Here is a 26,683-nt window from a genome sequence, read left to right on the forward strand (position 1 = left end):
AATAAGGACATTATACCAAATTTCCGGCTAAAAAACCATTAATGTAATGTGGTTAACGTCTGTAGTAACATCTGAATGATCCAGTCAAACAAAGCGAAGAAAGCCACGAAGAACAGTGACGTTGAAATAACCGTCCACGAGTCCCGCCGATTTTCCCGCCAAGTTGGCCAGGTAACTTTTTTCATTTCATGACCAACTAGACCAAAGAACTTAAACAAGCGCATGTTTTAACCCCCTACCGCGTTTCACGATGAAGTGTGTGTTTACCACAATATTTACAAAATTTCTTAACTTCTAAGCGGTTAGTCCGATTCGGATTGGCATCGACCGTATAGTTTCGCGAACCACAAACGGTACATGCCAGTGCAACTTTTTTTTGAGCCATCGACAAAACCTCCATAATAATTCAAGCTTAACATTAGCATGGAATTTTTTGAATGTCAATTTCATGTCTGGCTTAGCAATAGTCGCCGTAACTTACGTCGACACCGATCCGCCGCGTTCGTGACCGGCGCGAGCTCCACTTGAAGCATCACCGCGATCCCTTGGGGCGTCATCCCCGTCAGCATCGCTGCAAAGACCTGCGCTTCAAAGTGTGAACAGACCCGTGCAAATTCAACGAGCTGCTCATGAACATAGACCACGTCTACGGCGGACAAGGTGGTCACGAGGACGTTACTTAGCCCGTCCTCTTCCTCCGTATCCAACGAAACTACTTCCTGTTCAGGACGACGTTTCTTGGCCTGCGAACGACGAATCAAATCGATGATCTGATTGCTCAGTAATAACCGATAAAACGCACCAAAACTGCACGGTTGCGCGGCATCATACTGCTTAGCTGCTCGATGAATGGCAATACGCGCCTCTTGCAGCCAATCCTCATCATCAAAATTACGAATGAAATACTGGCGCCTTAACTTTAAAACCACTGGCAAATATTGATCAGCTAACTGGATAATACTCCGATCATCACCTTGTGCTGCTAACGCAATTAATTGCTGCTCGTTCAAATGGCTTTCCTCGTTTCTGTAATTTTCAGAAACCGCACCCCATTGAATCTGTAAACCCAATATACATGGGCCTTTTGCGCAGCACAAGCGAACAAGCGTTTTTATTTCATACTAGAAATCAGTTCACCAATTAATTAATTTAAAGTTATCAGTCTAGCCATTAAAACTAACGTGCCGACACCCCATAATTCTATTTATGATGGTGTTTAACGTGCTCACGTTCTAGTCGTTCACGGTACTGATTCAATTTCGACAATTGATCGTCATCCCACGGTGATTTACGGACCGCACCCAAATCCTGAGTTCGAACAGCGGTGTGGCGAACCTCCTTCAATTCATCGTGAACCCGTTTGCGTAGTTCTAAGGCCGGCACACGCAGGGCGCCTTCCGAAAAGATGACCCATTGTTCCGCCTGGTCACTAGTCGCAACCGTCACTTGTAGCACACGAGACTGCTTATCCGCCGCGTACTTTTCAATATAACTATCAGCCGTCTGATCCTTACTCGTCCATACAATCTCTAAATCGGCTTGCCGATAACTCTTCGAATTGCCCGGAACGTACATGGCATCAAAAATCAGGCTAATATTTAGACCCGTAATTTTTTTATACTCCGTTAAAACGTTGATCAGTTCATCCCGTGCTTCGGGTAAACGACCGGCTTGTTTTAACCGGGCAAGTTCCGGCCAATTACCAATCATATTATATGCATCTACAATCAATAATTGTTGTTTCATCACTATTTTCCAAGTGGGTGGCGGGACGTGTAGCCTTGATAAATCAAAAGACTAGCGGCCACACTCGCATTCAAACTCTGAACATGCCCAATCATTGGAATTGTCAGCATTTCATCCACACTCTTCTTAAGTAATGGTGAAATTCCTTTGCCTTCATTCCCGATAATTAGTCCAACCGCACCAGAGGCATCCCACTGGCGGTAATCAGTTCCATTCATATCCGTACCAAAGATCCATAGGCCGGCTTCCTGTAACTGTTTGACCGTCTGCACGAGGTTGGTGACCCGAGCCACCTTCACGTGCTCAATGGCACCGGTCGACGTTTTGGCAACCGTACTGGTTAAGCCAACGGCCCGGCGTTTAGGAATGATAATCCCGTGTGCACCAGCTGCATCCGCTGTCCGCATGATTGACCCTAAGTTATGTGGATCTTCGATATTATCAAGGATCAGGAAAAATGGCGCTTCATTTCTTTCCTTTGCAACGGCGAATAAATCGTCGATCGTCGCGTATTCAAACGCCGCGACCCCGACAGCGACCCCCTGATGGTTCGCATTATCAGTTAACCGATCAAGCTTCTGCTTCGGCACGTACTGTACGATCAAGTTCCGCTTCTTAGCAATCTTGGCAATATCGTTTAAAACGTCGGCTTGTAGCCCACTTTGAATGAAGACTTTATTGATCTGTTGGTCGCTCTTGATTGCGGCCATGGCTGGATGACGCCCAATGACGAAGTCACCGTTTTCTGGCGTTTGGTTCTGTTCATTATTTGACACTTGAAATCCTCCCTTCATCAACTTGCTGAATGCACCAATTAGCGAGTTCCGCAATTCGTTCCGTCTGTTGCGTTAACTGCAAGTAACCAAAGACCGCTTCAAACCCGGTTGAAATCCGGTAAGTTAAAACGTCGGTGTGCTTTGCAGATGTATGACTCTTAGCGTTGCGTCCGCGTTTGAAGACGTCAGTTTCAACCGGCGTCAACACGTCATCTGCTTGCATCAACGCAATTAAGGCCGCTTGGGCTTTAGCAGAAACGTAATGAGTCGCATGGTGGTGCAATTTGGTAGGCTTTGTAAATCCAATTTCAATCAAATGTTGGCGAATAAACGGTTCGTACACCGCGTCACCTAAGTACGCGAGGGCGATGCCGTTTAATTGTTGGTAATCAACTTGCATATTATTCCTTTCTAAACCGAACCCCTTGGGGTGTATCTTCTAAAATAACCCCTTGGGCTTTTAAATCGTCTCGGATCTGGTCAGCCTTGGCAAAGTCCTTAGCTTGACGTGCCGCTTCACGGTCATCGATCAACGCTTGAATATCCGCATCGGCAAGTTCGTTACTTGGCACTTCAAACGTCACCCCAAAGACCCCTGCTAGTTGCGTTAAAGCATCCCGCAAAGCAGTTACGGTGTCCGCTTGAACAGCCGTTTGAGCAGCGTAGACGTTTGCCAACTTAGCTAATTCGTAGACGGCCGTAATCCCGTTTTGCACGTTAAAGTCGTCATCCATGGCAGTCACAAAATCACCCTTTAAGCTTTGGAGTTGTGCCATCACGTCAGTATCCGTCCCTGCTTCAGCATCGCTTAATCGGAAATTCAGGTTACGATAAGCGTTCTGCAACTTGCTTAAGTTGTTCGCCGCTTCGTCCAAATTACCCTGCATGTATTGAATCGGCCGCCGGTACTGCGTTGTCGCCATGAAGAAGCGTAAAATCTGAGGATCGATTTTTTTAATGATATCATGAACGGTCACAAAGTTACCTAAGGACTTACTCATCTTTTCATTATCATCGCCAACCGTCACAAAGCCATTATGTAACCAGTAGTTAGCAAACTTTTGACCAGTCTTCGCTTCACTTTGCGCAATTTCATTTTCATGGTGGGGAAACTCTAAGTCTTGACCGCCGCCATGAATATCGAACGTGTCGCCCAAATACTTAGTGGACATGACGGAGCATTCGATATGCCAGCCCGGACGCCCTTTACCCCAAGGCGAGTCCCAAGAAATCTCGCCCGGTTTAGCGGCTTTCCATAAAGCAAAGTCGATTGGGTCTTCTTTACGGTTCGTTTCCTCGTCGGCCGTATGCTGACTCGCACCGACTTCAAGGTCGTCGATCCGTTGATCAGACAACTGGCCGTAATTTTTAAACTTCCGGGTCCGATAGTAGACGTCCCCTTCAGATTCATAAGCGTAACCTTTATCAATCAATTCTTGAACAAAACTAATAATTTCAGGAATATTTTCCGATGCACGGGGATGAGCCGTTGCGGGTTCAATATTGACCGCAGCTGTATCTTCCATAAAAGCTTTGATAAAACGGTCGGCCACTTCAGGCACCGTCGTGTGGTCTTCAGCCGCACGTTTGATTAACTTATCGTCAACATCAGTAAAATTTGACACATAATAAACGTGGTAGCCTGAATATTCAAAGTAGCGCCGAATGGTATCAAACGCAATGGCGGAGCGGGCATTCCCAATATGAATATAGTTATAGACGGTTGGCCCACAGACGTACATCTTAACGACCCCGGGGGTCAGTGGTTTGAATGGTTCCTTTTGACGCGTCAGCGTATTAAAAACATTTAACATGCAGTGGCACTCCTTTCCAGTTCACAATTGCTTTGTTGCTAGTTTACCATGTTCTACCCGCGGGTGAAATTCTTAGTCGGATTAAATTACGCCGTGGTTCGTTTCACGCCATCGGCTAGCCTTCAACAACGCAATAAAAAACGCCCCCGCACTACGGAGACGCCGCAGTGCCAAAGACGTTTATACGCAAATTGTTATTTAGCGAGTTCCGCGATCATCGCATCAAGATGCTTCATCGTCGTTTCGCGACCTAATAATTCGATTGTTTCTGGTAATTCAGGACCATGCATTTCATGGGAAACGGCAATCCGAATCGGCATGTAAAGTTGACGACCCTTGATCTTAGTATCTTTTTGAATGCTCTTAATGGTCTTTTGAATTTCAGTTGCTTCAAAGACATCGATATCTTCAACGCGCTTCCGGAATTCCTTCAAGACGATTGGCGCAGTTTCATTATCAAGTTCCGCCTTGGCTTCATCGTTAATGTCAGCTGGACCGTTAAAGAACAAGTCAGCTAAGTCGACGATTTGACCCGTGTAACTCATTTGGTTCTTGTAAAGTGAAACTAGCGTCCGGGTCCATTCGATTTGACTCATGTCAGGACGTTTTGGTAACCGACCGGCTTTGATCAATTGACGAATTGACATCGCAAAGACTTCGTTTTCGTCAGCCTTCTTGATGTATTGGTTGTTGACCCATTCCAACTTCTTGCCATCAAATGAGGCTGGTGACTTGCTCAAACGCTTTTCATCGTACATCTTGATGAATTCGCGCTTCGTGAACAATTCACTTTCACCGACTGGTGACCACCCTAATAGGATGATGAAGTTAAGCATCGCTTCTGGTAAGTAACCCAATTCACGGTATTGTTCGATAAACTGGAGCACCGTTTCGTCACGTTTACTTAATTTCTTACCGGTTTCGGTATTAATAATTAAGCTCATGTGACCAAACTTAGGTGCTTCCCAGCCGAATGCTTCGTAAATCATTAATTGTTTAGGCGTGTTGGCAACGTGATCATCACCACGGAAAACGTGGCTGATTTGCATCATGTGATCATCAACCACAACGGCAAAGTTATACGTTGGCATCCCGTCACGTTTCTTAATGACGAAGTCACCACCGACCGTCTTGGATTCAAAGGAGACGTTCCCTTTAACCATGTCATCCCAAGCGTAAGTTTTACCTTCTGGGACGTGGAAACGAATAACAGGCTTTAATCCTGCTGCTTTAGCAGCGGCAATCTTAGCTTGTTTTTCTTCTTCGGTCATGCCAGCAAATTCGTACACGTAATGTGGCATTTCTTTGTTGGCTTTTTGGACGTCACGCTGAGCTTTTAATTCGTCTTCCGTCATGTAAGACTCATAAGCTTTGCCTTCATCGATCAATTGTTGAATCAACGGATCGTAAATTGACTTCCGTTCAGATTGACGGTAAGGACCGTAGTCGCCACCAATATCTGGACCTTCGTCCCAATCCATGCCTAACCATTTCAGGTTATCCATTTGACTCTTTTCACCATCAGCGACGTTCCGCTTTAAATCGGTGTCTTCGATTCGAAGAATAAACTTCCCTTTATTATGCCGGGCAAATAAATAGTTAAACAATGCTGTCCGGGCATTACCAATGTGTAAATGGCCAGTTGGACTTGGTGCGTAACGCACACGAATCTTGCTCTTTGCCAATGTGATTAACGCCTCTTTCATTATTTTTATCACTTACTGTGACGATATAAAACCAGTGACGCCCCGCTTCAATAACCGAGACGCCATCCGGTCCACTTGCTTATCCAGTTTACCATGTTTACCGCTAAAAATTAAGTTTCCACCTTGATTTTTCCACGATAAACTAATCAACCTTAGTGGCGATTATTATGGTTGTTTCCACCGTTTTGGAGATTGTCATTGTTGTGACTACTACGATTGTTGCCATGCTTATTACCAGTATGGCCACTCTCATTTTCGGTATGGTCCGAAATACCACGACTGGCATGTGCTAACCGCGCAAAAATCATCCGGCCCGCATCCGTCTGCAACGCACTCGTCACAATGACATCCACTTTTTCGTTGATGTAGAATTTCCCGTCTTCAACAACGACCATGGTCCCGTCATCAAGGTAACCAACCCCTTGTTGCCGTTCGCTACCGTTCTTAACCACCATGACGTTCATTTCTTCACCAGGAATGACCCGTGGCTTCAATGACTTGGCCAATTGATTGATGTTTAAAACCTGAACATTTTGAAATTCGATCACTTTATTTAAGTTGTAATCGTTCGTGACGATCACACCGTTGACTTTCTTAGCCAACTGGATGAGTTTGCTATCCACTTCTGGAATGTCTTCAAAGTCACCCTCGTACATTTCAACGGGAATGATATTTTCATTTTGGAGCTTATTTAAAATATCTAGGCCCCGCCGACCCCGGACCCGCTTAATACTATCCGCAGAATCCGCAATGTACTGTAATTCGTACAGGACAAAGTTAGGAACCAGCAACGTTCCTTCTAAAAATCCCGTCTTGACAATGTCGTAAATTCGACCATCAATCAAAATATTAGTATCCAAAATCTTGTAATGGTGATAGTTTTGGTCCGGCTGAGCATCGGTAATTTCCGGGTCGGCTTCCTTCTCACGCCGCCGAAAATTAAAGACTTTCCGCCATTCATCGATTCGGGTCGTCCCGACCCGGGCACCGATATAGCCAAAAAACAGCATCAAAATAATTGGGACGACCGTGTTCAATAAGAATAACGGACTGCGATTGAATAATTGCGAAATCAGAACCGCGATCAGTAACCCAATAATAAAACCGATACTTCCAAATAATAACGTCATTGGATTTTGCTTCGACAGATTTTTTTCAACCCGATCTACGAGCCGCACCGCGGCATTCGCTAAGAACAGCGACAAAACCCATAAAACTAACGCTCCCAACACAAAGTTGGTTAAGATGTTATTCACTAGTACGTTTGGTTGCGCCCAAATCGTGTCCCATAAAAACGGCAGGTAAGTTAATCCTAACGTCCCACCGACAACGATAAACACGAGTCGCACCGTTAACTTCTTCATCGCGACGACTCCTTTATAAATTAGTTTGGCTGTTGTAATGCTAACTGTAGGGCTTCCTTTAAAGTCGAAACCCCAATGACATTAATCCCCTTTGGAATATCCCAGCCTTGCAGATTATTCTTCGGGATAAAGATTCGTTCAAAACCAAGCTTAGCCGCTTCACCGACCCGCTGTTCGATTCGGTTAACGCGCCGGATTTCACCGGTCAACCCAACTTCACCGACAAAACAATCAGTGGGGCGGGTCTGCTGATCACGGTAGCTAGAAGCCACGCTGACGGCAATCGCCAAATCAATTGCGGGTTCATCAAGTTTGACCCCGCCGGCCGCCTTCAAATAGGCATCCTGATTTTGTAACATCAAGCTAGCCCGTTTTTCAAGCACGGCCATGAGTAACGACACCCGGTTATGGTCCAAACCACTGGCGGTTCGCTTGGCATTACCAAAGACCGTCGGCGTCACTAATGCCTGAACTTCGACTAAAATCGGTCGCGTTCCTTCCATCGAAACGACGATGGCTGACCCGGTCGCATCTTTCAACCGTTCTTCCAAGAAAATTTCTGACGGGTTAGCGACTTCGTATAGGCCCCCCGTCCGCATTTCAAAGATACCAAGTTCATTAGTAGACCCAAACCGGTTTTTAACGGCCCGCAAGATCCGGTAAGTATGGTGCAAGTCACCTTCAAAGTAGAGCACGGTATCCACCATGTGTTCCAAAATCTTTGGTCCAGCAATAGCGCCGCCCTTAGTCACGTGTCCAACAATAAAAATCGTAATGCCATTCGTTTTTGCAATTTGTAAAAGTTCCGCCGTAATTTCACGAATTTGTGACACCGAGCCAATTGCGGAATCCACATCCGGTTCCTGCATGGTTTGAACCGAATCAATAACCACAAACTCTGGCTTCATTGACTCAATCGTCGCCCGGATATTTGACATATCCGTTTCCGGGTAGAGGTAGAAGTCTTCACTATCGACCGCTAACCGGTCGGCCCGCATTTTAACTTGGGACGCACTTTCTTCACCGGTCACGTACAGCACTGAGCCACCCGTTTCGGCGAGTTGCCCTGAAACTTGTAACAGTAAGGTTGACTTCCCGATACCGGGATCCCCACCAATTAAAACTAGGGAGCCTGGCACGACACCGCCACCTAAGACCCGGTTAAACTCTTGAAGCTTCGTCTTGACGCGTGGCGTTTTCGTTAAAGAAACTTCCTTTAACCGTTGGGGCTTCGCCGACTTACCGGCAAAACTGACCCGCGACTTACGGTCCGGCTTTTTATCAAAGTGTTCTTCAACCAACGTGTTCCACTCGCCACAGTTGGGACAACGCCCAAGATAACGTGGGGTCGAATACCCACAATTAGAACAAACAAACTGGGTCTTCACTTTTGCCACTAAAATTGGCCTCCCATCCGTGCACCGTTTCGGCGCTTAATCGACATTCAATATACATCACTTTATTTTACCATTATTAACCATTAAAGCCGGTAAATCGCATCAGTTTAATGGATTTTTATCGATTACCGCCGCTTCGCCAGACAGAATTGGTGTGCTTATGAGGGACGGTCCCAGCCAAAGTCCGGTCTGGAACCTCGCTTCAAAGCCGATAGCCCACGTCTTTGAAGCGCCCCACAATATTGGCCAAGACCCCCGCCAATATTGTCGCCACAGCACACCAATTCTGTCTGACTTCACTAAATACAGTTTTCCTATTATTTGACGAGTCCCTTATGCGATGGTTTAACTTAGTAAAACATCAGTGACAGCCGGATTAGGTCCGCTATCGATTCGTTGAGCCAAAGCCACCGGAACGGGTGGTTGTGACGTCGGCTTCGTTATCGGCTGTCAGATAGTGGGTAAAGATGCCTTGCGCAATGCGTTCACCCTTTTTGATGTGAACGTCGCGAATGCCCATGTTGATCAACTGGACGTAGATGGCCCCTTCATTTTTAGCATTGTTGTAGTAGTCCGCATCGATGACGCCAATCCCGTTCGGTAAAATCAGGTTGCGCTTCAACGGGTTACTGGAGCGGTTAGCAATCAACAAATACTCGCCATCGTTCATATAAGCCTTAATCCCCGTGGGAACTAAAAATGGTTTTAACGTTTTGGCAGCGGCGTCTAAGTCCGCTTCGGAACTTTTTTCGCCGTGGTGTAACTGCCACAAGATCTTAATGAAGTTCAGTTTCCAAATTGATGGTAACGTAAAATCTTCCGCCGCTTCAAAGTCGTATCCAGCCGCTTGCTTAGTTGTCCGATAAGGGACGTGTAATCCTTGGTCAGTGTATGCGCTCACAATCTCAAATCCTCGGGCCATGTTTATTCCTACTTTCAAGTTTAATATGTGACCACATTTTACCACACTTCTACCAGTGGATTCGTTGACAAAATGGGCATTTACCGGTTTAATTAGCTTTAGTTATAAAACCCTTTACAAGGTGGTGACAGCAATGGAATTCACGCGTGAACCGCACCGATTTTTCTTCAACGACGATCAGGGAAAATTAGCTGGTGAAATTACTTTTCCAGCCATCAATAATGATCAGACTTGGGTCATTGAACACACCTTTGTGCGCGACGACTTTGGCCATCAAGGCCTCGCCGCTCAACTGACCGAAGCCGTCATTGACGCTGCGCGGGCTGAACACAAACAAATTCAACCCCTCTGTACCTATGCCAAGGCTTACTTTGATCGTCACCCCGAAGCACAGGATATCTTAGTCACTAAGTCTTAAATAAAGGAGCACGTCTACTAATGAATCAGCAGGATCAATTAAAACAGCTCGTTGGCCAAAAAGCTGTTGAATATATCAAAGATGGCATGCAAGTTGGACTCGGTACCGGGTCCACCGTTAAATTTATGGTCGACGCCCTCGGTGAACGTGTTAAAAACGAACACCTCAATATTGTCGGCGTCTCAACTTCCGAACGGACCGAAGCACAAGCAAAAAGTTTGGGCATTCCCATGAAGTCCGTCGATGAAGTCGACCACCTCGATTTAACCATTGATGGCGCTGACGAAATCTCCGCTGACTATCAAGGGGTCAAGGGTGGCGGGGCCGCCCTCCTCTTTGAAAAGATCGTTGCCATTAATTCCGATAAAGTTATGTGGATCGTGGACGAAAGTAAAATGGTTAAACAACTTGGTGCGTTTGGTTTACCAGTAGAAGTTATTCCTTATGGTAGCCAACACGTCTTTGAAAAAATGGCTGCCCGCGGCTATAACCCGGTTTTCCGTAAAGTTGACGGTGAATTTGTCCGGACCGACTCCAACAATATCATCATTGATTTGCATATCGATCCCATCACTGATCCACAGGCACTAGCCGAAGACCTGATTCACATGGTCGGCGTCGTCGAACACGGGTTATTCCTTGATATGGTCAACACAGTGATCGTCGGCCATGCCGATGGTCCCGAAGTACTTGAAGCTCGTCCATAAACTTTCCTTTCCCGGATTGCTTGTCGACGCCTTCAGAAACCGATACAATGAGAATAAGATTAAAGGAGCGTGATTTTTTGAGTAAAGAAATTAGTATGAACCAGATTGCCAATTTTCAAGCCGATTTAGATCAACACGCCGATGCAAAAGTCATCGAACGTAGCGTGACCAAGAACGGTATTTTAGCAAGCAGTCAAGATATTCAAGCAATGAGCCAAACCACCCCAGTATTTTCAATTGATTTGGACACCGGTGACGTGGCTAACCAAAAACAAAGTGGCCGTTGCTGGATGTTTGCCGCATTGAACACGATGCGTCACGACTTAGCTGAAAAGTTCAACTTAAAGCATTTTGAATTATCTCAGAACTACACTTTCTTCTGGGACAAGTTTGAAAAGGCCAACTACTTCTACGAAAACGTCTTAGCAACTGCTGACCAACCAACTAGCAGCCGTAAAGTCGCTTGGTTAATGACCACCCCACAACAAGACGGTGGCCAATGGGACATGCTCGTTGCGATCATCCAGAAATACGGGATTGTTCCTAAGAGCGTGATGCCTGAAACCTACAATAGTTCTAAGTCCGCTGAAATCAACGCAACGTTGAATTTAAAATTACGGAAAGACGCCGTTGAACTCCGGGAATTAGTCGCAGCTGGCACTAGCGCTGACGCCATTCAAGACCGTAAGGAAAAGATGTTGAATGAAGTTTACCGGATGTTATCTTACGCATTTGGCGAACCCGTTACTGAATTCGACTGGGAATACCGCGATGACAACAAACAATATCACATTGACCAAGGCTTGACACCACAAAGCTTCTTCAAGAAGTACATTGGCTGGAACTTGGACGACTACGTTTCAATCATCAACGCCCCAACCGATGACAAGCCATACAACCACACCTACACGATTGAAATGTTAGGTAACGTTTTAGGCGGTCGTGAAGTTAAGCATTTGAACGTCTCAATGGCAGACTTCAAGCAACTCGCCATCAACCAACTCAAAGCGGGCCAAAGTGTTTGGTTCGGTTGTGACGTTGGTAAGTCTTCTGACCGTCAAAAGGGTGTGATGGCCATGGACGTCTACAACCAAGATGAATTATTCGACGTTGATTTGTCCATGTCTAAAGCAGAACGTTTGGACTACGGTCAAAGCTTGATGACCCACGCGATGGTTATCACCGGTGTCGACCTAGTCAACGGCCAACCAACTAAATGGAAGGTCGAAAACAGCTGGGGTGACAAAGTCGGAACGAAGGGCTTCTTCGTGATGAGTGACGCTTGGATGGACGAATACTGCTACCAAGTCGTTGTTAACAAGCAATTCTTGCCTGATGAACTGAAAAAGGCCCAAGCAGAAGAACCAACGATCTTAGCACCTTGGGATCCAATGGGCGCTTTAGCTTAATCATATTTGAAGCATGATAAAAAACACACGAAACGCACACCGGCAAATCATTGCCATGAGCGTTCCGTGTGTTTTTTATTTTTAAGCCTTAAAATTCTTCTTTACCCGTAATGTTCAAATGGTCATCCAGGTGGTAACAGATTGGGACCCCGTTGGCCACTTCGACCCCATCAATCCCGGTATCACTAATCTGTTCGAGGTACTTGATCATCGCACGTAACGTACTACCGTGTGCCACGACCAACTGATTTTGTCCGTCTAACAACCGCGGTGCAATCATATCGATCCAGTACGGCATGATGCGGTCGTACGCCATCTTCAGACTTTCGCCGCGGGGCTCAATGTTTGGCCCGTACTTCATGTAACGCCGATCGTGATCCAGTTCGGCCGCCGTCAATAATGGGGGTACCGTATAGAAACTTCGCCGCCATTTTTGAACTTGCGCCTTACCGTATTCTTGGCGGGTAGCGTCCTTATTCTGTCCGCGTAACGCGCCGTAGTGCCGCTCATTCAAGCGCCACGTTTTATACTCCGGCAACCACGCCTGATCGATCTCATCCAACATAATGTTGGCCGTGACGATTGCGCGTTTTAAAACCGACGTGTGGACCGCGCCAAACTGAATGCCAGTTTCTCGTAGTCGCTTACCCGCATGGTGGGCCTGCATCACACCAACGTCCGTCAGTGGTACGTCACTCCAGCCCGTATACGTATTATCGCGGTTCGCCGTACTCTCACCGTGTCGTACCAATACCAGTTCTGTCATTCTCTACACCTGCCATATTAATTACTTCTAATCATAATCGATTTAAGCTGTTTTTCAAAGTCGGAACTGTCTTACTATCAATTAAAAAGAACGGCCAAACTAGCGTCACCACTAAGTTTAACCGTTCTTTTTAATTATCAGTCTTCTTGATTCGAAATGGCGTTAGAATGCTGAGCCAATCTAAGTGCTTCAGCATCCCCATCCGTTTCAGACTGCGTAACTTTGCCCATGGCGCTGGCACGTTCTCTGAACCGATTGCCAACAAAGGTCACGACCGACCCAATCAGGATCACAACGATTCCAATCACCGTCGTGAGTACAATTTGTTCCCGCAAGATCAGCGCAGCTAAAATCGGCGCTAACCCCGGTTTGATAAAGAAAACTAGTGAAGCCGTCGACACGTCGGTTTGTTCCATTGCCAAGAAATAAAAGGCAAAGCCACCACCCGTGACACAGACCCCAATAAAGAATAATAACCAGAAATATTGCATATTAACATTTACAAGTACCGGAATAGCGGCGAACTGGCGCAACCCAATGGCTGTTAACCCCGAAGCTACCGCTGGAATTTTTGTAATCAACGCTAGAACAAATAATTCAAACGCGCCCGCAAAAAATGTGAAACACGTCATCGTCAATCCATTCAGGCCCCGTTTAACGGAACCGTACCGCGAAACGATACTGTATAGGCCAAACGTGATGGCTGAACTGATGGCGAGGATCAACCCTAAGCCATTCGTCAAATGAGCCGGGTTCACAATAATTAATAACCCAATGACAGAAATAATCACAGAAATTAAATTGGCTCGACCTAACCGTTCGTGCAGAATCAGGTAGGAGAAGAGCAGCGCAAAGACCGGATTACAGCTAAATAGCACGGCCACCGTCGACGCTTTGTCCACCGTAATGGCTAATTGGTATAGCGACATGCTGATGATCACACAAATCAATCCAGTCAAAGCAAAGAGGCGCCAGTCAGCCCCGACTAAGCGCCGACCTGACTTTTTGAGCGCACTCAGCGCAAATGGCAATAGAACGACTGCCCCAATGAAAAACCGAATTAAGTTCAATTGAATCGGATTAAAGGCGCTACCGGCCATCTTTAGTGCAATCTCCATTGAACTGAACATCAACGTTGAAATTGCAATGTAAAGATATGCTTTCTTCACGAAACGTTCGCTTCCTTCTTAACAAAAATTTAATAGTCACGCGTTTCAGTATAGCACCATTTTCAAACCCTTTTCAAACTAGCTAATGAGATTCGACTGAACAACCACCATCAAGATTGGAATCACGATTAAACTCAAAAGCGTGGTTTCCGTCACCATTACGGCCGCGTAATCAGCATCGGCGCCGTAGAGTTTTGACACGACCGGCGCGTTGGTCATAACTGGCATGGCGGATTGTAAAATAAAGACTTGTTTCATTTCAACCGGAATGGACATTGGGATGAGCATTAGCGTCATCAAAACGGGTGCAAAGATGAAGCGTCCGAGTAAGATCCCAATACTATCACGGTCAAAACGCATACTGCTCAAGCCAGCGTTAGCCATGGAAATCCCAATAAAGAGCATCGAGAGTGGGACCGTCAATCCCCCAATGTAAGAGAAGTCATCCATTAAGAAACTTGGCAATTTGATCTGCCATAAAACAATCAGGACCCCGATCATAAAGCCTAACAATGGCGGTGAGAAAATCTTTTTGAGGGTCTGCTTCAAATCAAACTTAGCAGCCCCCACCCCGTCGCGCTGAATCAGGTAAACCCCAATCGTCCAAAAGATGGTCGTGTTGGCCATATAGTACACCAGAACGTACGGTAAGGCACTACTCCCAAACAACGCCTCGTTAACGGGTAACCCGATAAAAACGGTATTGGAGTTAAAAAACATCGACGAGAAAAGCCCCCGATGGCTCTTCTTGATGTTTAAAGCCCGCATCACTCCAAATGAGATCCCAAATAAGATTGCCATGTTAAGGACGGGAAAACGCAGTCCAGGCAACGTATCTAATAACTTTTGCGCGGTGAACTGCTTCGTAATCGTTGCAATCATGTAAGCGGGTAACGCAATCTGTGTGACGAGTCGCGCGACCAATTTAGTTGAATCCTCGCTAAACCAGCCCCAGCGCGCTAATAAATAACCGACGGCAATCATAATGATAATCGTCATGACGCCTTGAATGCTATGTAAAAATGTCTGTAAAACTTGCATTTTTCACACTCCTTTCACTGAAAAATAATAATTCGATGAGAACCATACCAGTATACCACTGTTTTTTAGGAAGCTAATCGCAATTTCCGTATGAAAACGTTTGACGTTCTGGATAATTTTATTTATAGTGTTCTATAATTGTGTGCAGACTGATATGGTTCATTTATTGACCAGTTGATTGTTAAAATCTTATTAAGTCAGCCGTTTTTCAGACCAAAAGTCTGCTATCCGTCCTAGAATAGAATTGGTGAAAATACGAAATGATGAGGAACGATTATGTCAGAAAATAATAACGATAATGGGATGGGGCCCCGCGAGCGGCGCTATCGGCAGCAACAACAACGCAATCCACATTTAAAACCACACAAGCAACGGACTTGGTTAGTCGGCTTGCTAATTGCCTTAGGCGTACTCTTAGTCGCCGGTGCTTACTGGGGAACAAAGACTTGGAACGCCGCTAAAGATACAATGAATACCACGTTTCAAGCAACTGGGGCTTCTAAATCCCGGAACGTCGACGCCGTCATTAAACAGGGCAAGCCGTTTTCAATCCTTCTGTTAGGGACTGATACGGGGGCCTTGGGACGAGGCAAAGATTTCTCAGCCAGAACGGATACGATGATCATTGCAACCATCAATCCTAAAAAAGAAAGCATGTCACTGACTAGTATCCCTCGTGATACGCAAGTGATGATCGATGGTCAGTCACAGAAGATCAACGCGGCCTATACGATTGGCGGCGCGAGCGGTGCCGTTAAATCCGTTGAAAAACTGGTTAACGTTCCGATTGATTTCTACGCCCTAATCAACATGGGTGGTTTAAAACAGATCATCAACGCGATGGGTGGTGTGACCATTACGCCAAAGATGACCTTTAAATACGGTCACGTTAACGTTAAAAAAGGTGTGAAAACAAAGTTAAGCGGTGCGGCGGCCCTTGATTACTCCCGGATGCGTTACAGTGATCCACTCGGTGACTACGGTCGACAGAAACGCCAACGCCAGATTATCATGGCGATGGTTAGTCAATCTAACTCACTAGGCTCAATCGCTAACATTGAAAAAATTACGAAGCAACTCTCTAACAACATGCGGACTGATTTGACTTGGAACGACATGGTCACTTTAGATACGAAGTATAAGAACGCGTCTCACCATGCAAAGACTTATACGTTACAAGGAACGGATGCCACGATCAACGGTCTTTCTTACCAAGTTGCTTCGGCTTCCCAACGCTACAAGATTTCTAAGGAATTACGGACCCAGTTGCAACTTTCAACCAGCAGTATCTCTGAAGCTGACTTTACGGATACCGCTTCAGTCACTACTGGTAGTGGCAGTAGCTCCGACAGTTCCGATTCGGCTAGCACGACCACGGATGCCACGCAGAGTAGCACGCAACAAACTACTACTGACAGTACCACAACGCAGGATGCGACAACGACAAAGGACACACGGTATTAAACTGACTAAACGAACTAGACCACAATTAGACGTCTAAAACTCAAATACCCGTTCAGAAATAGCAAAATATTTCTGAACGGGTATTTTTTGTCTATACTAACAGTTGAAGACCCAATTTAAGTATTAATTATTGTATCAGTATCTAATCAATAAAAATTAACAACTTGTAAGCTATTTCGGTTACCACTGATGACACATGTTCGTGGGACTGGACCTAGCCTGAAGAGCAGGCAAGGCCACTTTCTCGATTGATGCCATCAGTGGCAGTCTCCGAACATTCGACAATAATAACAACTGTAAAACTAATTTGAGTGCAGTCGGACGGAATTATTATCATTACTATTACGGTGTTGACCGTAAGTTTAGACTTTTCACCCTTTAGTTAAATGATTAGGGTGATGCTCCAGCCAATACGAATACCAGACCACGGCTGAAGCCCCTGGCAATATGATACTGATCAGAACTACCGGTAACGCCGCCGTTGGCCACCAACTACTCATAATCAGACAGAATACACCGCTGGCAAAAAATAACCACCCACCTAACACGTTGGTTTTACGCCAAATGATTGGCGAGCGATACGTCCAAGGAACCCGAAATCCAAGTACGCCGTTTTGCGGTGCATCCACGCATAGGATCCCTACAAAACTGATTACTAAGCCACCCAACGCACCTTGGGATGACATTTTTAATCCAATGGGTCCCAAAATTGCCAGACCACTATAAATAAACCACGCCAGCGCCCAGTGCTCCGCGACTTGCCAGGCCGTCCAATGATAAGTCGCGGCTGCGATAAATGGTGTTACCAAGGAAAGGATATACGCGATTGTCACTACAGCCAAGACTTCAAGCGTCAAATGAAGTTGTCGCCATCCCACAGGTTTCGGGAGCCACAACCAGACTAGCATCAAACTATTTAAACCGGATAAAACTAGCGCACGCCAGCGCCATTTTTCAATGCTTGACATGAGACCACCACTTTTCAGTTATGCGCCATGAAGTATATTGCACCTAAAACAGTCAGGATAGCTACACCTAGCAAGTAACCGTAAAACCACTTCTCACTGCGGGAATACGTCTTGACCCCGCTAACCGTTTTTGCCATACACGCAATAAAGATAACGATGATTGGATAAATCCCTAAGCCAACCGTGCTAGCCGCCACCCAATTATGACCAACTATTGGCTGGGTTGTACTGATACAAAATCCCATAATTAACGTTCCTAAAAATACCCACGTCGGCAAAACCGCACCAATTTTTCGCATTGCTTTGTCCCCCTAAATTTTTAGCCTTACCCAAGCTAAAGATACCATAGCAGGACTGCGTTGACGACCATTTGCCCACCCGACTGACTAAGTTCCACCGTTTAATCTCAGTATACGACGCTTTGATGCAACCTCCGTGCCGATAATTTTGTTTGGGCACTTAGCAATCAAACCGCAACTAGCTACTCAAAACCACGCACAAAAACAGCTCAGCTTTTGTGCGTGGTTTTATCAGTTTTATTCACTTTAATTGATCGGCCAAGTATCCAAAAAATGTTGAAATTTGGCTTCTCGCTGGGCAATCAGTGCAAGCCCGTCCCACTGACTCAAATCCTGCAATTGCGTTTCAATCAAGCTGATCAGCGTATCCACCAACTTCGGTGTTTCGTGCGACACCACTTGGTCGACTAACCCGCGTTCAGCCAAGTCCGTCGCCGTCATGGGTAACAGGTCAATCGCATCGCTAACGGTCTGTTGCCCGTGCAAAATGGCGGCCACGGCTTCGGGTGACGCCACGTTAAATAACGCGTCGTCTAGCATCATAATCCGGTTAGCGTTGGCAAAACCTAACGCACCGCCACTATGCCCTTCGCCGAGAAAGATCACTAAATTAGGAACCGGTAACTGTCCCGTTGCCGCAATCAAATCGGCAATCGCTTGGCTCTGACCAAACCGTTCCGACACTGGACTGGCATCCGCACCCGGCATGTTGATCAGACTAACAACTGGCATCCCAAACTTTTGTGCGTGCTGAACCACCCGTAACGCCGTTCGGTAACCAGGAACCGTCAACGCCCCACCATTTTTACTGCGCCGACTGGCGAGATCGTTCCCCCGGTCAACGCCCAAAACGGCTAACCGCTGACCAGTCGCCGTTTGTCCAAATCCGGCCGTCAACGCGGCGTCTTGGCCTAGTAGCCGGTCCCCACGTTGGCGCACCATGGTCGGGAGTAACGCCCTGATAATCGTCGGCGCACTAATTCGGTCCGCAGCCCGGAGTCGCTTCAATCGTTCATCCATGCTAATGGTCCCCCTTCAGATCATAGCTCGCCAAAACGGTCGCTAAGTATTGGGAGAGTTGTGGTCGGGCAACGACCGCATCTAACATCCCGTGTTCAAATAAACTTTCCGCCGTTTGAAAATCTGCGGGTAAGTCGACCGGCATCGTCTGCTGGATTACCCGGGCGCCGGCAAAGCCAATCTTAGCACCGGCCTCTGCCACAACGACGTCACCCTTGAAGGCGAAGCTTGCCGACACGCCACCCATGGTCGGATCGGTCAATACTGTAATCAACGGTAATGGTACTGCGGCTAAGCGAGCGAGCTCTGCCAAAACTAAATTCATCCCGACTAACGCGTAGTCCCCCTCTTGCATGCGGGCACCGCCCGAAGTTGTGACGAGGATCAATGGCAATCGCCGTTTCCGGGCAACTTGGCTTGCGGCCACGATGCGCCGCGTCACGACCGTGTTCAACGTTCCCATCATGAAATAACTATCCATGACGGCTATGACGGCCGGGTGCTGATCAATCGTCGCAACACCGGTCACAACCGCTTCAGTCGACATCGTACGTTCCTGTGCTCGTGCCAATTTTTGGTCATACGCGGGAAAATGCAGCGCATTCACAGGTCGTTCGGGCATCGGTAACGGTTGAAAACTAGCCGCATCAACTAACAGATCAATGCGTTGTTGTGCGGTTAGTCGTTGCCAATGTTTGCAGTACGGACATTGCCGAAACGGCCCCCACTGGCTGTGGTGAACGTGGCGACCGCAAGCGACGCACGTCGTCCACGTTCCCGTCTTTGGATAATGCGTCATTTTTCAGCCTCCCAACGACCTAAGCTGTGAATCGAATACTGGTCACGTTCATATTCAGGACGGGCAACCGTTGCCCGCAAAAAAGCTAGGTCGGTTTCTGGACCAACTAACTGAACCGCGTCTAACGCCCGTTGCAAATTTTGAACCGCAACCTGACGCGTCGGTCCCGTGACCATTAACTTAGCAATCAGCCCGTCATACATCGTTACCAGGTGGTCCCCCACCCGATAACCGGTGTCAACACGGACATCGGGTGACCAGTCCAACCGTTCAATCTTAGTTTGTCGAATCGGTAGTGTCGCCGTAATCCGTGCTTCAATCGCCGTACACTGGGGATGTAAGCCGACATTTGCGTCAACTTCAATGGGCAGTCCCGCAGCTTGCTTGATTTGCGCCTGCACGATGTCGATGCCCGTTGTTAACTCGGTCACACCGTGTTCAACTTGCAACCGGGTATTCATTTCCATAAAGTAAAAACGGCCATTTGAGAATAAGAATTCAACCGTCCCTAAGCTTTGGTAGTGCGTCCCAGCGAGTAATTGGCGCGTTAACTGATACAACTTCTGGCGCTGCTCAGTCGATAAAATGCTAGCCGGACTCTCTTCGATCACTTTTTGTTTGTGTAACTGCAAACTGCAGTCCCGATCGCCTAAAATCAGCAACCCCGTCGCCGTTCCGAGCACTTGCACTTCAATGTGTCGGGCGCGGTTAAGGTAGTGTTCTAAGTACATTGAATCATCTAAAAAAGACGCAACGGCTTCTTGACGCGCCGTTCGTAACTGCTGATGGAGTTTTTTGACGTCCGCAATCACGCGGATGCCCTTACCGCCGCCACCATGACTCGCTTTTAAGACTAATGGAAAGCCCAGTCGTTGCGCCAGGGGCTTAATGCTGGTCCATCCAAGTCCTTGGAGTGAATGCCCAGATAGAACGGGCACCCCCTGCTTGCGCGCAAAATCCTTAGCACGCGATTTATCACCCATGAGCTTGATCTGAACCGTCTGTGGTCCAATCCACGTAATACCGCACTCGGCACACATCTCAGCAAACTCGGCATTTTCCGACAAAAAACCGTAACCAGGATGAATCGCATCTGCATGAGTGTTCAGGGCCGCCATTAAAATTGCTTCGGCGTTTAGGTACGACGCACTCGCCGCGGCCGGGCCGATGCAGACCACCTCGTCGGCAAGCTGCGTATACCAAGCGCCCCGATCAGCCGTAGAGCAGACCGCGACCGTTTGAATATTTAGTTCCCGGCAGGCCTTAATGATTCGAACGGCAATCTCCCCGCGGTTGGCAATTAAAAGCTTGCGAAACATACTTACCGGTCCTTTCGCACTGTAAATAGCGGTTGTTCAAATTCGACCGCCGTATCATCCGCCACTAAAACGGCCGTTAATTGGCCCGCAACGGGACTCGTTAACGGATTAAATAACTTCATACTCTCAATCTGACCAAGCTCCTGACCCGCTGTAACGGTCTGGCCGACTTTCAAATCACTGGCTAAGTGAACAACACCCACCATCGGGCTTTTAACACTAACCTCAAGATTGTCCGCACTAGTTGCTGGTGCCGGCGACTGTCCCGTACCGTTAGGCGTCCCAAGCGACTTCGTGACTTCAATTTCGAGTTCGCCAGCTTTGACCCGGATCTGTTGGTACCCTTCACGCGCATACTTTTCGACTAGTCGGTCTAAATCTTTTAATTCCATAGTTGCACCCCTACTTTTTGATCAAAACAGAACCATAGGCCAAGCCACCACCAAAAGCGGTCAACAGCGTCGGCCCGGTCATGTGATCAAAGGCTTCCGCCAAGGCCATCGCTACACCCGCTGAAGACGTGTTGCCCAGCCGTTCAACGTTATGTGGAAACTTGGTCATTGGTAACGCTAAGTTAGCCGCAATCTTTTCAATGATCCGCAAGTTCGCTTGGTGACAAATAACGTATTGTAACTCACTTGGTTGAACGTTCGCCGTCCGCAACAACGTCTTCATCTGTTCGGGAACCACGTTAGTTGCAAACTGAAAGACTTCGCGACCATTTTGATAAAAGGCATCGGTTTGTGGATAGTTGCTAGCGGCAACCTTAGTCAGCGGGCGCACACGGCCAGAGTGAATGACTTCCGCATTCCCCTGGGTCTGCAATTTTTCCGCTAATAGACTATTTTCGTTAGCGTTTTCCGTCGCTTGCAGCAACGCGCCACCAGCACCATCGCCAAAGAACACCGCGGCGGTCCGGTCTTGAAAGTCCATCATCTTGGAATTCACTTCGGCACTAATCACCATCACATTCTGATACTGACCGCTCCGGATGAATTTATCAGCCGTTGCCAAACCAAACGTAAAGCCCGCGCAAGCGGCACTCATATCAAACGCAAAGGCGTTATCGGCACCAATGTTGGCCTGAACGATACAAGCGGTAGCCGGTGTTAACGCGTCTGGCGTGATCGTCGTCACGATAATGAGGTCAATATCGGTTGCGACCACGCCACTTTTGGTCAACAATTGGTGCGCAACTTGAGTGGCTAAATCCGACGTATTTTCTTGATCCATGGCAAAGTGCCGGGTCTTAATTCCCGTATGCGCCTGAATCCACTCATCACTAGTATCCATGATTGTCGCTAATTCATCGTTATCAACGACCCGTTCGGGAACGTACTGTCCCATCGCCGTGATTTTTGTATAAGTTGACATTTTATTTATTCCCCGTTACTTTCTATCTCGTTATCAAATCAATTATATTAATTTTATCAATAAAACCCCATTGGTCAAAGCCAGCGACCGCTTTTTTAGGCAAATCCTTATATTCGATCCCCGTAATAAATAAAACAGTGACACCAACCGGTATAACGGTCAGCAATCACTGCTCACTTAACTAATTAACGGGGGCTTCAAAGCCATTCTTAGTTAGCAATGGCATGACGTCGACTTTCTTATCCGTCGGCACTTTCTGGGCAAAAATTGGTAGGCCCGCGGCATGAATCTTATACAGCGCATCGGCTTCAGCTGGACCGACCGCAATCGCGTTGGTCACCATGACCATCCCAGCCGTATAAGCTAAACTCCCAATGTCTACCCCGGTCGCGCTAAAATCAATTCCACCCGCAACTAGCCGGGCCATATTTTGTGGCGTGTCCGTTAACACTAATGGTTTGACCCCGTCAAATAACGGATTTCGATATATTTCAATCATTTTATCAACCGTGATGACATTCGCCTTGACCCCCGGCGGCGTGGCCTGGACAATCAACATCTTGCGTAACGTATCCTGCGCAACCGTATCCGACACCACTAAAATGCGGTTCGGGTTCACACTTCTAGTCCAAACGGTCGCAACCTGACCGTGTAGTAGGCGACTGTCAATCCGGGCTAAGCGGATTTCCATCGTCATAGTATCTCATCTTTCTCGCTATCTTGAAGTAAATCGAGGTGTTTAATCCCAATCTTACCGGTTTCTTCCAAGTGCGCAATCACTTCGTTCAATGGTTTGTCCCGCACCGTATAGGCTTCAATCAGCATCGGCAGGTTCAAACCAGTAATTAACCCCATCCGATCAACGTGTTCGGCAACGATTCGACTCGCCGCGTTGAACGGTGAGCCTCCCCATAAATCGACTAAAAACAAGACTTGATCATCGGCATCAAAACGAGCAACCGCCGCTGCTAGACTTTTACTTAAATCTTCAGGTTCTTCATCCAACTGGAAGGTCACAACTTGAACTTTCTCCTGTGGTCCAAAAATCATGTAGGAAGAGTCCACTACCCCTTGAGCAAATTTACCATGACTGACTACGACAAATGCTAACACGAAAATCTCCTCCTTTTGATTTAACCCATTCATAGGAATAACATGCAAGAAACGTGCCAATTAGTGTATCAACTAGCTACCACCTGCGCCTGATGCGTTTCTAATAATTGCACAATGTAGTAATTTTCAGCATCCGAAAACGTGAGCTGGAGCTGATCACTGATTTGCTGATTGGCTTTTTGGACCACTGGGTACCACTTGGAAGCCATCACACTGGGTAGCTCCTCAGTCGGTGCCGTAATCTCGTCCTTAATTGCCGTTCGTTCAAGTGCCCCAGCGAGGTGCATGATGAGATCAATCCGAAAAGCATTGCTCATATCGTTTGCAAGACTCGCTTCAATCGTTTCGCTATACTGCCACAGCAAGCTAATTAGTTTATGGGGATTCAAAAACGTAAAGTAGTCGCCCAAGTAACGTTCACATAATTCAGGCGTTAACGCTTGGCTTTCGACCACGTTACTCTGAGGCGAATCAATGCCCATTGCCAATTGGTCAATAAACTTCTCGCCACCACCCTGTAGCAGTTCTTCAAGCGAAATAAACGGAACGTCCAAGGCCGGCTGCGTAATGCCAGTCGCCGCAATGATCTGATAGTTTTGTCCGATCTGCTTGATTCGAGTCGTCATGTTAACGACGGAAATCGGAAAGACCGTGATGCCTTCAATGAAGTTCTGCGCAAGCAAACTATCTAAGATCGACTTGATTCGTTCAGCGGTCCCAACGCCCGTTGCACAAATCGCCACAATTGCACGTTGCGCCGTATTATCCGTGGCAGCCGCTGGTTTAACCGACTTTTTCTGATCTTCGGTTGGCAGGTTCCGTGAAATCCGTGAGTACCCCTTAAAACCGACCAACTCCTGATAAATCGAATCTAAATCACTATCAATTAAGCTAGCTTTCCGAACAGCTTCCAAAACGACCGGGGTGGTAACCATATCAATCGTTCGAATGGCAATCCCCGTTTCGGATTGAATCCGTTCACCAAACGTTGTCAACGACCCCATGTCCACTAACAGCAGGACGCCGTTACCAGCATCCAGCGTCTGAACTTGTTTCTTTATGTGCGTGTAAGCAACGGTTGGGTCCATATCCAGCGGCATGTCAAAGGCGCGTACATCGTAGTCATCCAGTAATTGCCCCACCACTTGGGCCATCGATGACGCCGTACTCATTCCGTGCGCTGCGACTAACACGCCGACTTTGCCATTGAGTTGCATGGATTTTAAAGAAATCAACAAAATGGCTAAATAATAAACTTCTGATTGTGGAATTGGCAGGTGGTAGCGTTCTTCTAGTCCCTGCTTCAAGACTTCGGCCGCCTTGATTTCAGCCGGATATTCTTTGACCATGGCCAGCATATCAGAACTCATCTGCCGCATCGGTTTGCCCGCCTGAATACGCTTGATGAACGAACTGACGTGCAAACTAACCGCATAAATGAAGTTGTCCTTAAAGTTGTAACCGAGCATTTCTTGAATCGTTGCTTGGGCCGTCTTCGTAAAGTCAATAACGTCTTGGTCAACAATTTCCGCTAACTTGTTTTCGGGTGAAACTTCCATCTGGGTCTGCTTATAAAACGACTTCAGGTGTAAATTGATATCCGTCGTGATAAACCGATTAATGTGTTCCTTATCGAGTCCCTCACGCCGCAATAGGGACGCTTTATCCCCAATAATTTCATATAAATTATACGGTAACTCATAGTTATCGTTCTTATTACGCATGGGTGTCGGCCCATCGTTAGGCTTGACGGTTAAGATTGGATCCAATAGTTCTGAAATGGCCCCTAGCTCATGGCGATTGGACGCCACCGTCATGAGTCCGCTACGAATGTTTTGTGGGAGATCATCCATGGTGATGTTGATTTCACTATCGTTTTCAAGGCTATTCACAAAACCTTGGGCACAGACTAACTGGATGTTTGACTTTAACTGACCGACGTTCCCAAACGTTACGGAACCGAGTAACGCCTGAACGACGTCTTCAGTCAGTTTAATTTGTTTATTAATCCGGTTGGCTTCCAGTGATAATAAAGCCTTAAGTAATTCTAACCGTTCCTGCGCCGAGCGATTGTTAAACGCCGGTAATTGGATTGTAATCGGAATCCGCCGAACGAAGGTCTGTAGCAACGTACTCTCCGGATCTTCGGTCGTGGCACAGACTAACCGAACGTTGGCGTGGTGATTCTTTGACGTTTCCCCTAAGCGCGAATAGGTCCCGTGATCCATAAAGTAAAAGATCATCTCTTGACCTTCCGGTGGTAGCCGGTGAACTTCATCGAGGAAGAGCATGCCGCCATCCGCTTCCTGAATCAGCCCATCCTTATCTTCATTAGCCCCCGTAAAGGACCCTTTAACATAGCCAAACAGGTGTGACATCAATAATTCTGGGTTATGGGCGTAGTCCGCGCAATTAAACGTGATTAATCCCTGAGCATTCGTCAGAACATCGTTGCCCTCCGCAAAACGATACATGGCGTTTGCAAAGTACGTCTTCCCGGAACCCGTCGGCCCAATGATCAACGTGTTCAATCCCCGCGGTGGATATAAAATTGCGGCCTTGGCCTGTTCGACTTGATTTGACAGGCTTTCATGGGACCCAATCATACTATTGAAGATGTCCGGCTTCGGCGATTGAACGACACCTTGCCTCTTCTGAGAAGCGCTATTCTTTCCAGCATTCGCTACAGCGGCAGTCACCGGTTCAACCACGTTTGATACCGCGGCAGACGCCTGTACGTAGTGCACTGGCCGGCCACTTAACTTATCCAGCTGGCCCTCTCGCACCAGTGCATTTAATTCTTTACTGACATTGGATCGAGCTAACATCAAAGCGTTGGCCACCGCTTCGGTGGTTAATCCCTTCGCATCACTATGCTGACAGAGATAGTCAAATATCCGTGCTTTTCTGGTCAACTTCGCCACTCCTTTACTTCACAGCGTATCAGTTTAAATCTATAACTTCAGTTGTGTTTAATCTTACCACAGAGTGTATTGACACACTATCAATATTCTTGAGAATCAGCTCTAATTGACAACGGTTTCAGTATCACAAAAAAATAAACTATTAGACCAAGATCTAATAGTTTATTC

The 26,683-nt window shown here is 47.0% G+C and carries 28 protein-coding genes; 4 read left to right on the forward strand and 24 right to left on the reverse strand.

Annotation, left to right across the window (positions count from 1 at the left end; all coding sequences use genetic code 11):
• Positions 1-38 precede the first annotated feature (38 nt).
• The 11 genes from secE to IV64_RS08990 form a co-directional block, all read right to left on the reverse strand.
• Positions 39-224: a preprotein translocase subunit SecE gene (gene secE, locus IV64_RS08940; RefSeq protein WP_057706902.1), complete on the reverse strand. Its 186-nt coding sequence runs from the start codon at positions 222-224 to the stop codon at positions 39-41.
• Between the two features lie 11 nt (positions 225-235).
• Positions 236-385: a 50S ribosomal protein L33 gene (gene rpmG / locus IV64_RS08945; RefSeq protein WP_057706903.1), complete on the reverse strand. Its 150-nt coding sequence runs from the start codon at positions 383-385 to the stop codon at positions 236-238.
• A 61-nt stretch (positions 386-446) separates the two neighbouring features.
• Positions 447-1,010, reverse strand: coding sequence for a sigma-70 family RNA polymerase sigma factor (locus tag IV64_RS08950; RefSeq protein ID WP_057706954.1), 564 nt, complete (start codon positions 1,008-1,010; stop codon positions 447-449).
• 190 nt (positions 1,011-1,200) lie between these two features.
• Positions 1,201-1,746, reverse strand: a complete 546-nt coding sequence (locus tag IV64_RS08955; RefSeq protein ID WP_057706904.1) for a YacP-like NYN domain-containing protein — start codon at positions 1,744-1,746, stop codon at positions 1,201-1,203.
• 2 nt (positions 1,747-1,748) lie between these two features.
• Positions 1,749-2,540, reverse strand: coding sequence for a 23S rRNA (guanosine(2251)-2'-O)-methyltransferase RlmB (gene rlmB / locus IV64_RS08960; RefSeq protein WP_057706905.1), 792 nt, complete (start codon positions 2,538-2,540; stop codon positions 1,749-1,751).
• Positions 2,512-2,922: a Mini-ribonuclease 3 gene (locus tag IV64_RS08965; RefSeq protein WP_057706906.1), complete on the reverse strand. Its 411-nt coding sequence runs from the start codon at positions 2,920-2,922 to the stop codon at positions 2,512-2,514. Before IV64_RS08965 ends, rlmB begins: the two co-directional genes overlap by 29 nt.
• A gap of 1 nt (position 2,923) precedes the next feature.
• The gene (gene cysS, locus IV64_RS08970) at positions 2,924-4,336 is read right to left on the reverse strand and encodes a cysteine--tRNA ligase (protein WP_057706907.1); all 1,413 of its coding nucleotides are present in this window, start codon (positions 4,334-4,336) and stop codon (positions 2,924-2,926) included.
• A gap of 194 nt (positions 4,337-4,530) precedes the next feature.
• Positions 4,531-6,021, reverse strand: coding sequence for a glutamate--tRNA ligase (gene gltX, locus IV64_RS08975; RefSeq protein WP_057706908.1), 1,491 nt, complete (start codon positions 6,019-6,021; stop codon positions 4,531-4,533).
• Between the two features lie 173 nt (positions 6,022-6,194).
• Positions 6,195-7,406, reverse strand: a complete 1,212-nt coding sequence (locus IV64_RS08980) for a PIN/TRAM domain-containing protein (protein ID WP_057706909.1) — start codon at positions 7,404-7,406, stop codon at positions 6,195-6,197.
• Between the two features lie 20 nt (positions 7,407-7,426).
• Complete coding sequence (radA, locus tag IV64_RS08985; protein WP_057706910.1) at positions 7,427-8,803, reverse strand: DNA repair protein RadA; 1,377 nt, start codon at positions 8,801-8,803, stop codon at positions 7,427-7,429.
• Between the two features lie 385 nt (positions 8,804-9,188).
• A complete protein-coding gene (locus IV64_RS08990) occupies positions 9,189-9,725 on the reverse strand; it encodes a dCTP deaminase/dUTPase family protein (RefSeq protein WP_057706911.1) in 537 nt (178 codons plus the stop codon).
• A 55-nt stretch (positions 9,726-9,780) separates the two neighbouring features.
• Between IV64_RS08990 and IV64_RS08995 the strand changes: the two genes are divergently transcribed.
• The 3 genes from IV64_RS08995 (at position 9,781) to IV64_RS09005 (ending at position 12,259) form a co-directional block, all read left to right on the forward strand.
• Positions 9,781-10,143, forward strand: coding sequence for a GNAT family N-acetyltransferase (locus tag IV64_RS08995; RefSeq protein ID WP_464426824.1), 363 nt, complete (start codon positions 9,781-9,783; stop codon positions 10,141-10,143).
• A gap of 20 nt (positions 10,144-10,163) precedes the next feature.
• Complete coding sequence (gene rpiA, locus IV64_RS09000) at positions 10,164-10,850, forward strand: ribose-5-phosphate isomerase RpiA (RefSeq protein ID WP_057706913.1); 687 nt, start codon at positions 10,164-10,166, stop codon at positions 10,848-10,850.
• 77 nt (positions 10,851-10,927) lie between these two features.
• Positions 10,928-12,259, forward strand: coding sequence for a C1 family peptidase (locus IV64_RS09005; RefSeq protein WP_057706914.1), 1,332 nt, complete (start codon positions 10,928-10,930; stop codon positions 12,257-12,259).
• 88 nt (positions 12,260-12,347) lie between these two features.
• Here the strand turns inward: IV64_RS09005 and IV64_RS09010 are convergent, their stop codons facing one another.
• The 3 genes from IV64_RS09010 to IV64_RS09020 form a co-directional block, all read right to left on the reverse strand.
• Positions 12,348-13,025 (reverse strand): 2,3-bisphosphoglycerate-dependent phosphoglycerate mutase, encoded by a 678-nt coding sequence (locus IV64_RS09010; RefSeq protein ID WP_057706915.1) that lies wholly within the window; start codon positions 13,023-13,025, stop codon positions 12,348-12,350.
• A 137-nt stretch (positions 13,026-13,162) separates the two neighbouring features.
• Positions 13,163-14,194 carry a DMT family transporter gene (locus tag IV64_RS09015; protein WP_057706916.1) on the reverse strand — a complete coding sequence of 344 codons (1,032 nt, stop codon included), beginning with the start codon at positions 14,192-14,194 and terminating at the stop codon, positions 13,163-13,165.
• 78 nt (positions 14,195-14,272) lie between these two features.
• A complete protein-coding gene (locus tag IV64_RS09020; RefSeq protein ID WP_057706917.1) occupies positions 14,273-15,235 on the reverse strand; it encodes an AEC family transporter in 963 nt (320 codons plus the stop codon).
• Positions 15,236-15,511: 276 nt separating this feature from the next.
• Between IV64_RS09020 and IV64_RS09025 the strand changes: the two genes are divergently transcribed.
• The gene (locus tag IV64_RS09025) at positions 15,512-16,699 is read left to right on the forward strand and encodes an LCP family protein (RefSeq protein WP_057706918.1); all 1,188 of its coding nucleotides are present in this window, start codon (positions 15,512-15,514) and stop codon (positions 16,697-16,699) included.
• A 371-nt stretch (positions 16,700-17,070) separates the two neighbouring features.
• Here IV64_RS09025 and IV64_RS09030 read toward each other — a convergent pair whose 3' ends face one another.
• The 10 genes from IV64_RS09030 to IV64_RS09075 all read right to left on the reverse strand — a co-directional run bounded on the left by IV64_RS09030 (position 17,071) and on the right by IV64_RS09075 (position 26,506).
• A complete protein-coding gene (locus IV64_RS09030) occupies positions 17,071-17,667 on the reverse strand; it encodes an SdpI family protein (RefSeq protein WP_057706919.1) in 597 nt (198 codons plus the stop codon).
• A 14-nt stretch (positions 17,668-17,681) separates the two neighbouring features.
• The gene (locus IV64_RS09035) at positions 17,682-17,966 is read right to left on the reverse strand and encodes a LasU family protein (RefSeq protein ID WP_057706920.1); all 285 of its coding nucleotides are present in this window, start codon (positions 17,964-17,966) and stop codon (positions 17,682-17,684) included.
• 246 nt (positions 17,967-18,212) lie between these two features.
• Positions 18,213-18,986, reverse strand: coding sequence for a carboxyltransferase subunit alpha (gene accA, locus IV64_RS09040; protein ID WP_057706921.1), 774 nt, complete (start codon positions 18,984-18,986; stop codon positions 18,213-18,215).
• A 1-nt stretch (position 18,987) separates the two neighbouring features.
• Positions 18,988-19,785, reverse strand: coding sequence for an acetyl-CoA carboxylase carboxyltransferase subunit beta (locus IV64_RS09045; RefSeq protein WP_057706922.1), 798 nt, complete (start codon positions 19,783-19,785; stop codon positions 18,988-18,990).
• Positions 19,782-21,104 (reverse strand): acetyl-CoA carboxylase biotin carboxylase subunit, encoded by a 1,323-nt coding sequence (locus tag IV64_RS09050; protein ID WP_057706923.1) that lies wholly within the window; start codon positions 21,102-21,104, stop codon positions 19,782-19,784. The genes IV64_RS09045 and IV64_RS09050 overlap by 4 nt, the downstream gene beginning before the upstream one ends.
• 2 nt (positions 21,105-21,106) lie before the next feature.
• Positions 21,107-21,496, reverse strand: coding sequence for an acetyl-CoA carboxylase biotin carboxyl carrier protein (locus IV64_RS09055; protein WP_057706924.1), 390 nt, complete (start codon positions 21,494-21,496; stop codon positions 21,107-21,109).
• A gap of 10 nt (positions 21,497-21,506) precedes the next feature.
• Positions 21,507-22,478 carry a ketoacyl-ACP synthase III gene (locus IV64_RS09060; protein ID WP_057706925.1) on the reverse strand — a complete coding sequence of 324 codons (972 nt, stop codon included), beginning with the start codon at positions 22,476-22,478 and terminating at the stop codon, positions 21,507-21,509.
• 181 nt (positions 22,479-22,659) lie between these two features.
• Positions 22,660-23,175 carry a PTS sugar transporter subunit IIB gene (locus IV64_RS09065; protein WP_057706926.1) on the reverse strand — a complete coding sequence of 172 codons (516 nt, stop codon included), beginning with the start codon at positions 23,173-23,175 and terminating at the stop codon, positions 22,660-22,662.
• On the reverse strand, positions 23,172-23,591 hold the full coding sequence (locus IV64_RS09070) for a PTS sugar transporter subunit IIA (protein ID WP_057706927.1): 420 nt from the start codon (positions 23,589-23,591) through the stop codon (positions 23,172-23,174). The genes IV64_RS09065 and IV64_RS09070 overlap by 4 nt, the downstream gene beginning before the upstream one ends.
• Before the next feature lie 68 nt (positions 23,592-23,659).
• A complete protein-coding gene (locus IV64_RS09075; RefSeq protein ID WP_057706928.1) occupies positions 23,660-26,506 on the reverse strand; it encodes a sigma-54-dependent transcriptional regulator in 2,847 nt (948 codons plus the stop codon).
• Positions 26,507-26,683 lie beyond the last annotated feature (177 nt).

The organism is Lactiplantibacillus xiangfangensis (genome assembly GCF_001438845.1).
Lineage (GTDB): Bacteria > Bacillota > Bacilli > Lactobacillales > Lactobacillaceae > Lactiplantibacillus > Lactiplantibacillus xiangfangensis.

What these genes read in the sequence shown, in the direction of transcription:
- accA (WP_057706921.1), bottom strand. Translation starts at nt 18,986, where the DNA reads ATGGATGAACGATTGAAGCGACTCCGGGCTGCGGACCGAATTAGTGCG.
- IV64_RS09065 (WP_057706926.1), bottom strand. Translation starts at nt 23,175, where the DNA reads ATGACGATGGAAATCCGCTTAGCCCGGATTGACAGTCGCCTACTACAC.
- rpiA (WP_057706913.1), top strand. Translation starts at nt 10,164, where the DNA reads ATGAATCAGCAGGATCAATTAAAACAGCTCGTTGGCCAAAAAGCTGTT.
- IV64_RS09035 (WP_057706920.1), bottom strand. Translation starts at nt 17,966, where the DNA reads ATGCGAAAAATTGGTGCGGTTTTGCCGACGTGGGTATTTTTAGGAACG.
- IV64_RS08990 (WP_057706911.1), bottom strand. Translation starts at nt 9,725, where the DNA reads ATGGCCCGAGGATTTGAGATTGTGAGCGCATACACTGACCAAGGATTA.
- IV64_RS09045 (WP_057706922.1), bottom strand. Translation starts at nt 19,785, where the DNA reads ATGACGCATTATCCAAAGACGGGAACGTGGACGACGTGCGTCGCTTGC.
- IV64_RS08965 (WP_057706906.1), bottom strand. Translation starts at nt 2,922, where the DNA reads ATGCAAGTTGATTACCAACAATTAAACGGCATCGCCCTCGCGTACTTA.
- secE (WP_057706902.1), bottom strand. Translation starts at nt 224, where the DNA reads ATGCGCTTGTTTAAGTTCTTTGGTCTAGTTGGTCATGAAATGAAAAAA.
- IV64_RS08980 (WP_057706909.1), bottom strand. Translation starts at nt 7,406, where the DNA reads ATGAAGAAGTTAACGGTGCGACTCGTGTTTATCGTTGTCGGTGGGACG.
- IV64_RS09025 (WP_057706918.1), top strand. Translation starts at nt 15,512, where the DNA reads ATGTCAGAAAATAATAACGATAATGGGATGGGGCCCCGCGAGCGGCGC.
- IV64_RS09010 (WP_057706915.1), bottom strand. Translation starts at nt 13,025, where the DNA reads ATGACAGAACTGGTATTGGTACGACACGGTGAGAGTACGGCGAACCGC.
- IV64_RS09030 (WP_057706919.1), bottom strand. Translation starts at nt 17,667, where the DNA reads ATGTCAAGCATTGAAAAATGGCGCTGGCGTGCGCTAGTTTTATCCGGT.
- IV64_RS09020 (WP_057706917.1), bottom strand. Translation starts at nt 15,235, where the DNA reads ATGCAAGTTTTACAGACATTTTTACATAGCATTCAAGGCGTCATGACG.
- rpmG (WP_057706903.1), bottom strand. Translation starts at nt 385, where the DNA reads ATGGCTCAAAAAAAAGTTGCACTGGCATGTACCGTTTGTGGTTCGCGA.
- cysS (WP_057706907.1), bottom strand. Translation starts at nt 4,336, where the DNA reads ATGTTAAATGTTTTTAATACGCTGACGCGTCAAAAGGAACCATTCAAA.
- IV64_RS09055 (WP_057706924.1), bottom strand. Translation starts at nt 21,496, where the DNA reads ATGGAATTAAAAGATTTAGACCGACTAGTCGAAAAGTATGCGCGTGAA.
- rlmB (WP_057706905.1), bottom strand. Translation starts at nt 2,540, where the DNA reads ATGAAGGGAGGATTTCAAGTGTCAAATAATGAACAGAACCAAACGCCA.
- IV64_RS09060 (WP_057706925.1), bottom strand. Translation starts at nt 22,478, where the DNA reads ATGTCAACTTATACAAAAATCACGGCGATGGGACAGTACGTTCCCGAA.
- IV64_RS08955 (WP_057706904.1), bottom strand. Translation starts at nt 1,746, where the DNA reads ATGAAACAACAATTATTGATTGTAGATGCATATAATATGATTGGTAAT.
- IV64_RS09050 (WP_057706923.1), bottom strand. Translation starts at nt 21,104, where the DNA reads ATGTTTCGCAAGCTTTTAATTGCCAACCGCGGGGAGATTGCCGTTCGA.